This window comes from Candidatus Binatia bacterium, assembly GCA_029243485.1.
In the GTDB taxonomy this organism is placed as follows: Bacteria; Desulfobacterota; Binatia; order UBA12015; family UBA12015; genus VGTG01.
In genome coordinates, this window is record JAQWRY010000030.1 from 1 (window position 1) to 7856 (window position 7856).

Below are 7856 nucleotides of genomic sequence, written 5' to 3' on the forward strand. Positions count from 1 at the left end.
TGGTGCGCAGTTCGTTGCGATCCCGCACAACTCGAACATCTCGAAGGGGCGCATGTTCCCAGAGAAGTCGCTGCGCGGAGAACCGTTCACCGAGGAAAGCGCACGCACGCGCGCCAAATGGGAGACCGTGGTCGAGGCGACACAGTTCAAAGGGGACTCCGAGGCCCACCCCGACCTTTCGCCGAACGACGAGTTCGCCGACTTCGAACTCTATCCCCACTACATCCAGCGCGACCCACCCCCGTATGAAGCAAGCGAAGGCGACTACGTTCGCTCCGCGCTCAAACGCGGCCTCGCGATCGAAGAAAAGATCGGGTTCAACCCGTACCAATTCGGCCTGATCGGCTCGACGGATTCTCACACCGGCGTCGCGTCTGCCGAGGAGAACAATTTCTGGGGCAAATTCCCGCGCGACTCGAAGCCGGAAACGAAGACGGGTTGGCGCGGCGGCAAGGGACCTTCGGGGTGGTCGATGTCCGCGTCCGGGCTCGCCGCCGTCTGGGCGGAAGAGAATTCGCGCGACGAGATCCTCGATGCGTTCCGGCGACGTGAGGTCTACGCGACCACCGGCCCACGAATGGCCGTGCGCGTCTTCGCCGGGTGGGACTTCGATGAGTCGGACCTGGCGAGCAAGGACCTCGCCGACGTCGGCTACGCGCGCGGCGTTCCCATGGGCGGAGAGCTGACCCGCCAGGGTGACGGCGGCGCTCCGCGCTTCCTGATTCAGGCCCTGAAAGACCCCAAGAGCGGAAACCTCGATCGCATCCAGGTGATCAAGGGATGGCTCGACGAGGATGGCTCCCCCCAGGAACGCATCTACGACGTGGCGGGCGCAGGGGAACGCACGCGCGACGCGGCCGGCAAGCTCTCACTCATCGGCAACACCGTCGACCTCACGACGGCGCGCTACACCAACGACATCGGCGCCGCGGACCTGACCGCCGCGTGGGAAGACCCCGACTTCGACGGTGACCAGTCCGCGTTCTACTACGTCCGCGTTCTGGAGATCCCCACGCCGCGGCACTCCCTCATGGATGCGGTCGCGCTTGGAGTCGACCCGAGCGAGGTCGAGGGCGCATCCACGATTCAAGAACGCGCCTACACGTCCCCGATCTGGTACCGGCCGTAGGCGCAGGCAGCGGCGCTCTCGCTCGCGCGAGGAACCCCACCCAAGACGATCACCTCGACCTGCCGCCGACCCATCCGCGCTCGCTTCGTGGCTCGCCTTCAACTCGCGACCGCGCCGCCATGCCTCTCGGTGTGCGCCGGGTTTGCACCTCCTCCGAATCGAGTCCGCTATTCGTCGTCGACGACGCCAGGATCGCCGCAACCCATCTCGGGTCAGGCTCCTAGACGGATTCGGCGAGTCGCTGCGCGGCGCGCGCGTGGCGGATCGCGAGAGGCCCGATACGCTCCGCGACGAATTCGGAACTGCCCATCGCGCCGACGGCGAGGGCCGCCGCGTGCGCGGCAAGTTCTGCGACCATCATGGTGAGCTTCGTGCGCTCGGCTTCTTCGTCCGCAACGAGAACCTGGCTCGCCGAAAACTGCGCCTTCACATTCTCCATCTCGGCAACGTCGAGGTAGAGCCCCGCGTGAAAACCGAGTCCGGTACGCGCCTGCGTCGCATGCTCCTGATACTGGTCAAGGTCTTCAGCGTTCGGCCGACCCGATGCGACGCGCGCGTCGCGCGCGGCCCTGTACGCAGACTCCCCGCTTCGGTCCTTCTGCGAAAGCCAGCGTTCCGCCCAATCGTTCCACAGAGGCTCTGTGCACGCTTGACGTGCCGCCTCGATCGCACGGACAATTTCTTCTTCCAGCTCATGCATCGCTTTCATCCCTCACCTCAAGTCGTAGTCGAGAACACACCAACAATGGAAGGTGTAATCCAACCGAACAACGAGGATCCTTCGAACGACTGTCCACAAGCCCCGGTTCACTACAGAGAGTCGTGTGCGGTCTGCGCTGCGGGGGCCCGCGTGGGACGATCTCCTCCCCGAACCTTGACGAAGCCCCACAACTTCACGAACGTCCCGGGGTGAAGGGCGCCTCCCGCACCTACGTCCTCGGTTTCTTCCTACTGCTGGGAGTTGCCGCAGGACTCCGCTTCTGGGGCCTCGACTCGGGGCTGCCGCACCTCATGACTCGGCCCGACGAGGAGGTGCTCCTTCTCAAGACGCGCTTCCCCGCCAGCGGCCAGCTCGATCTGCAGTACAACCTGCGGCATCCGGGTGTTCCGAGCGCGTATATCTTTCTCTTGTGGGGCGTGGGCGAAGTCGGGCTACCCGTCATGCAGACGCTCGGGTACGCGCCGCCGGGAGACTACCTGCACTCACTCGATCGCTTTCCGGCCCGCCTACTTCTCCTCGAACGAATCCTCTCCGCCCTCGCCGGCATCGCAAGTGTCGCCGCTCTCATGTGGTTCACCCGACTCGAACTCGGCGGCCCGACGGCGCTTTGCGCGGGTGCCATCCTCGCAACGTCGTTTCTGCACGTCCGCGAGAGCCATTCGGCAAAGCCGGACGTCGCACTCGGCCTGTTCGCCATCCTCGCGCTCGGGCTCCTCGCCCGTATGGCCCGGGAGGGCACGACCCGCAATGCGGTCAAGGCCGGGGCAGCGATCGGATTCGGACTGGCGATGAAGCCGCCGGCCCTCCTGTTGTTCGTACCGGCCTGGGTCGCGGGCATGATGTCTTCGACGGCGGCCGGCTGGCGGCGACTCGTACCCGTGAAGTCGATCATCGTCGTGCTCGTCGCCGTGCTGATCTTCGTCGCGACGTCACCCGATCTCTTCACAAACCCGGAAACCCGTCACCAACTCGTCAACATCGTCTACATCGTGTTCCCCGAGTTCACGCCAGAGGGCGAGGAGAGCCCGGTCGCCAAGACGGCGACGACGCCGGCCCGCGACGTGATCGGCGGCTACGACTACTACTACAACTTCGCGTACCGCCACGGCGCCGGCTGGGTCATCTACGTTCTCACGCCCATGGCGGTCGTCTGGGGATTCCTTTCCCGCACACCGCTGGCCATTCTCAGTTCCCTGTTCAGCGTCGTCGGCCTCGTCGTCTTCGCTGGGTCCACCGCTTGGCAGGCCCGCTACCTGATCCCGCTGCTCCCGGGAGCAGCCGTGCTCGTGGCCGGAATGCTCCAGGCCGGCATCCGGCGCCTGAGTCCCGAGAACTGCCACGGCCCGCTCCTCGCAGTCGCGACGCTTGTGGTGATCGCCCAGCCGCTGCGGACGTCGGCCAGCTTCGATGAGATCGTTGCCCGGACCGACACGCGGGGCCAGACGACGAACTGGGTCCGCGAGAACCTGCCCCCGGGCTCGATCGTCGGGGTTGCCGGGACGGTCTTTTGGGGCTGGGGCGAGCCGTGGATGCCCGGGAATGTGAAGCGGGTCCAGGTAGGTCTCGAGCCGGGAGCGCTGGACCAAGCCGGCGTCGAGTACCTCGTCACCCACGACCACCCGCTGTTTTCGTCTACGATCGACCCCGCGCTCCTCCGCCGACTCGAACCGCGGCTGGAGTTGCTCACCGAGTTCAGTCCCTTCGTGGAGGACGGCGAAGGGGCCTCGTTCGACGCCCAGGACGCGTATTACGTCCCGATCACGGGACTCGACGCGGTGGACCGGCCGGGACCGGTCGTGAAGATCTACCGGGTCCGGGCCGACGGCGGCCGACGGTAGAATCGCCTTTGAAACACTGGGAGATCCAGCTCTCCATCGCGACTCCCCGGCCGGAATCGGCCGGGAGTTGCGATGGAGAAGAATCTAGGGGAGTGCGGTCAGCACTCCGAACGCAGGACTTCCGCCTCGCGGCCGGGAACGTCCTGGAGAAGCCGGCGGGCCCACTCTCGCCAGCTGCCTGGTGAGTCGGCCATCCTCGCCTGCTCCAGGTACTCCCGAGCGGCGTCCAGGCGGCGGCGACACTCTTCGTCGGTGCTCATGCTTGTACGATACGCCGATTTGCCGATTACAGAAATAGGTCTCGGCCGGAGATCGTGTCTATTTTTCTCTTTTTGTGGACCAGATCGCGCCATAGGCCGTACCTTGGCAGGTGCGCCGAAGCCCTCCCCACGACCCTCGATGCGTTTCGCCCTTCCGTCAAGCGATGAACTACCTCATCGCCCAACACGAGACACGGCGGACTTCCTCCCGCCCGGCTTCATCGTGCGCACGATCGCCTTTAAATCCGCGCCCTAGGTCGTGAGCGGCAGCATCTCGGCGGCCAGGCGGTCGAGTTCGACGTGCATGTCGTCGGGCGGAACCAGGGGGCGAAGAAGAAATTTCGAGAAGCCGGCGTCGGTCCACTCCCGCACCCGGTCTCGGAGCGCATCGAACCCGACCGGCACGATGTCCGCCGGATCGCCCGCGCGCTGTGCCTTGAAGAACTCGGCTACCTGCGGCGGCATGGGACCGCTCGCGTAGAAGAGGTTCGCACCAAAGTGCTCGGGGTCCATCTCACGGCCCGCTGCCTTCGCCGACGCCTCGATCTGCGGCCGCAGCGCCGCGGCTTCCGCGGGCAGCATCAGACCCGGCATCCAACCATCTCCCAGGCGGCCACAGCGCTCGAGCGCCCCCTTGGCCTTGCCTCCGAGCCAGACCTCCAACGGCTGCTGGGTCGGCGTCGGCTTGATCGTGACGTCGGACAACGGATAGCGGGGCCCCTCGTGATCGACAGCTTCGCCGCGCCAGAGCATTCGCAGAAGAGGCACCATCTCCTCCATCGTCGCAGCGCGCTCTTTGCGTCCGACGCCCTGAGCGCCCGCGTCGGCTTCGTTCGGCAGACCGATCACGCCGACGAGCAGCAGCCGCCCGCCCGAGAGCCGGTCCAGGTGCGCCAGTTGCCGCGCGAGCGTCACGGGATGGCGCCCCGGGATGATCAGGTGCGTCCCGAGCTTCAGCTTTTCGGTGCGCCCCGCCGCGAAGGCGAGCGCCACCATCGGATCGAGCGTGGGCTGGAGGAGCACCTCGGGCACCCAGAGCGAATCGAAGCCGTGTCGCTCGAGATCGTCGACCAACGGCCCGAGGACTTCCGGCGTGGTCTCCGGCCCAATGGTAAATCCAAACCGAATCTTCATGCACTCATGTCGCAGGACGAGGGCTCCGGGCGCAACACGTGCTCCCTATCCGCCGAAGAAGACCCGAAGGCCTAGGGACAAGAGAAACGAACCCAGATTTCCCGACAACCGATTCCCATCGACCACGATCTCGTTTCCACCAGAGATGACGCACTTCCCGTGGAATCCGAGGGACGCGTTGCTGGCGAAGAAGTAGTCGATCCCCGTTCGGGCGGGTCTCGTCTATGAAGAATTCGTACGAATCCATCGAGAGGTCCAAGCCGAGGTACTTGCCTTGTACGAAGCCCGAAGACAGACCTCCGACGTCGTGCGCGGAGGTCATCGGATTGCCGTCGCCGAACCGGACCTGGAAGGACCCATAGAATGGCGTGGGGTCGGCCACCTGAGCGGGCGGCCAATCCTGCAAGCAACACCACGACCGCAAACGCGCTACGAAGAACGATCGGACGCGCTCTCATCCGCCGGCACATCCACTTCCCGCCCCAACAACACGCGATCACGATCCTGAACCAAAACGACCGGAGGCGGAACGAGGATCTCTCGCAACTCTTCGAGGCGCGAGGTCTTCGTCACCAGTAGGAGGGGACGCGCGGCCCACGCGTCGACGAGTTGATGCAGCTTCGACCAGAAGAACGCCTGCCGGTCGCTCGCGTGCTTCGCCCCGTGCCAGATCTCACCCGCGTAGTCGACCATCACGACGCGCTCACCCGTGTAGTACGGCAAGCCCTGCATGAGGATCTTGTAGGCGACGAGTTGCTCGCCTACCGCGAGTCGCTCCCTCGCGACTTCCGCGACGACGTACGAAGTCTTCAGGATCGCGCGCGCTTCAATCGCCGCGGTCAGAGCGAGGGCAACCGCAAAGGCAGTCGCGACGAATGCGAAGTCCGAGCCTGCTCTACCGCGACGGGCGAGCGCACCGTGAACGAGAAGAACGAGGGCCACCACAACGCCGCACCAACCCAAGGCCGCCGCAAGCGCTCGCACGTCTTGCGGCTCGAAGCGAAAGGCCTCTGCGATCGCTCCCGTCGCCGTGACCCCCGCGAGAGAAACCACCAGCGCGACGGCAGACAACGAGAGAAGAGCCGCCGCGTTGATCGACAGCGCCTTCTTGAAGACTCGCGCCTCCGACATCTCGTCGACCCAGGCCCCCGCAAGAAGTGCCAACGGCGGGAACGCCGGCAGGATGTACCCAGCTAGCTTGGACGACGCGAGCGAGAAGAACACGAGCACGATCCCCGCCCAGAGCCCGAGGAAGAGAACCGCCTCACGAGGGATCCGGACAGCGGCCGACCTCGCCTCACCGGAGAACGCGAGGCCGGAGAACATCAACGTCCACGGCAACGCTCCCAGGAACAAGACGGGGAGATAGTAGAGCGGCCCCTCTGGGTGTCCCACATCCGATGCAAATCGCCGCAGGTGCTCGTGCAAGAAGAAGAACTCGAGGAACTCCGGGTTGCGACTCGAGACGAGAGCGAACCACGGCACCGTCACCGCGAGGAACAGAGCAATCGGCTTCCACGACAGGAAGGCCTTCGTCGTGATCCAGTCTCGGGAGACTGCCAGGAAGGCGAGTGCGATCGTGCCGGGGATAACCAGTCCGATCAGCCCCTTGGCCAGCACAGCCGCCCCGCTCGCCAGCGCGGCCGCGAGAACCCACGGCGTCTTCGAGGTCGCGCGATGCGCCGCCAGGAAAGCGACCAGCACCGCGGTCAGGAGCGCGGTGAGGAGCATGTCGATCACGAGGCCCTGCGAGAAGGCGAAGAAGAGCGGACTCGTCCCAAGAAGGACCGATCCGAAGAAGGCGGCGCGGCGGCTGAGTAGCCACGTGCCGAGGAGATAGGTCAGAGCGATGCACGCGAGCGCCGACAGCGCCGGCACCAGACGAGCCACCCCTTCACTCTGTCCGAACACGGTAAACGCGGTCGCGATCGCCCAGTACAGAAGGGGCGGCTTCTCGAAGTAGTTTACGTAGTTGAGCCGCGGCGTGAGCCAATCGCCACTCTCGATCATCTCGCGCGGGATTTCCGCGTAGCGACCTTCGTCCGGGTCCTGCAGCACCCACCCGTCGAGGCGCGAGAGGTACAGCACCGTCAAAACCAGGAATGCAAGCCACCAACGCACTCCGAGAAGTTTGCAACAAGGGTTTGACCAGCGCAATCCGATTCTAGAACTCGGCCGAGTCTTTCCCCCGCCTGGTCCCCAGGCCCCGGGGATTCTGTTACGGGGAACCCATGCCGCGCGCTGACGAGATCCGAATGAACGACGACGAGATCCGCGAGTACCTGAGGAACGGTCACACCATCATCCTCGTTTCCAACGGTCGCAAGGGATTCCCCCACGCCGTGCCGATGTTCTACGGCATCGACGACGACCTCACGATTCGCTTCGCCACCTACGGCTCGAGCCAGAAGGTGAAGAACATCGAACGCGACCCCCGGGTCACGCTCCTCGTCGAGAGCGGCTCGGCCTACGACGAACTCCGGGGCGTCATGGTCGAAGGCCAAGCCGAGATCGTGACCGACCTCGACGCCACCGTCGACACGATGATCGAAGCCATGGGCAAGACCGAAAACGCGCTCCCCCCCGCCGCCAGCCTCCCCGAGGACGTAAAAAAACAAATGGCCGGCAAGCGCGTCCTCATCCGCGTCCGCCCCACCCGCTTCCTAAGCTGGGACCACGGCAAACTCCCGACGTCCAAGACTCCGAACGCGCTCTGAGGGAGGGGACGTTGGTTAGTCTCGCGATTTTTGTTTAGTCGCGGACGCGAACGTTTC

The 7856-nt window shown here is 65.1% G+C and carries 7 protein-coding genes; 3 read left to right on the forward strand and 4 right to left on the reverse strand.

Translation table 11 applies throughout. The features are described from left to right. Window positions 1–1129: DUF3604 domain-containing protein (locus P8R42_10320; GenBank protein MDG2305033.1), on the forward strand; the 1129-nt coding region annotated here is incomplete at its 5' end. 220 nt (window positions 1130–1349) lie between these two features. Here the strand turns inward: P8R42_10320 and P8R42_10325 are convergent. After that, complete coding sequence (locus P8R42_10325) at window positions 1350–1829, reverse strand: hypothetical protein (protein MDG2305034.1); 480 nt, start codon at window positions 1827–1829, stop codon at window positions 1350–1352. 209 nt (window positions 1830–2038) lie between these two features. Between P8R42_10325 and P8R42_10330 the strand changes: the two genes are divergently transcribed. Next, on the forward strand, window positions 2039–3688 hold the full coding sequence (locus P8R42_10330) for a glycosyltransferase family 39 protein (GenBank protein MDG2305035.1): 1650 nt from the start codon (window positions 2039–2041) through the stop codon (window positions 3686–3688). Between the two features lie 98 nt (window positions 3689–3786). On the opposite strand, the gene P8R42_10335 is transcribed toward P8R42_10330, so the two are convergent. The 3 genes from P8R42_10335 to P8R42_10345 all read right to left on the reverse strand — a co-directional run bounded on the left by P8R42_10335 (window position 3787) and on the right by P8R42_10345 (window position 7203). After that, complete coding sequence (locus tag P8R42_10335; GenBank protein ID MDG2305036.1) at window positions 3787–3948, reverse strand: hypothetical protein; 162 nt, start codon at window positions 3946–3948, stop codon at window positions 3787–3789. 252 nt (window positions 3949–4200) lie between these two features. Beyond that, a complete protein-coding gene (locus tag P8R42_10340; GenBank protein ID MDG2305037.1) occupies window positions 4201–5082 on the reverse strand; it encodes an LLM class flavin-dependent oxidoreductase in 882 nt (293 codons plus the stop codon). Between the two features lie 429 nt (window positions 5083–5511). Next, window positions 5512–7203, reverse strand: coding sequence for a glycosyltransferase family 39 protein (locus P8R42_10345; protein ID MDG2305038.1), 1692 nt, complete (start codon window positions 7201–7203; stop codon window positions 5512–5514). 110 nt (window positions 7204–7313) lie between these two features. Between P8R42_10345 and P8R42_10350 the strand changes: the two genes are divergently transcribed. Beyond that, the gene (locus P8R42_10350) at window positions 7314–7799 is read left to right on the forward strand and encodes a pyridoxamine 5'-phosphate oxidase family protein (protein ID MDG2305039.1); all 486 of its coding nucleotides are present in this window, start codon (window positions 7314–7316) and stop codon (window positions 7797–7799) included. Window positions 7800–7856 lie beyond the last annotated feature (57 nt).

What these genes read in the sequence shown, in the direction of transcription:
- P8R42_10325 (MDG2305034.1), bottom strand. Translation starts at nt 1,829, where the DNA reads ATGCATGAGCTGGAAGAAGAAATTGTCCGTGCGATCGAGGCGGCACGT.
- P8R42_10335 (MDG2305036.1), bottom strand. Translation starts at nt 3,948, where the DNA reads ATGAGCACCGACGAAGAGTGTCGCCGCCGCCTGGACGCCGCTCGGGAG.
- P8R42_10340 (MDG2305037.1), bottom strand. Translation starts at nt 5,082, where the DNA reads ATGAAGATTCGGTTTGGATTTACCATTGGGCCGGAGACCACGCCGGAA.
- P8R42_10350 (MDG2305039.1), top strand. Translation starts at nt 7,314, where the DNA reads ATGCCGCGCGCTGACGAGATCCGAATGAACGACGACGAGATCCGCGAG.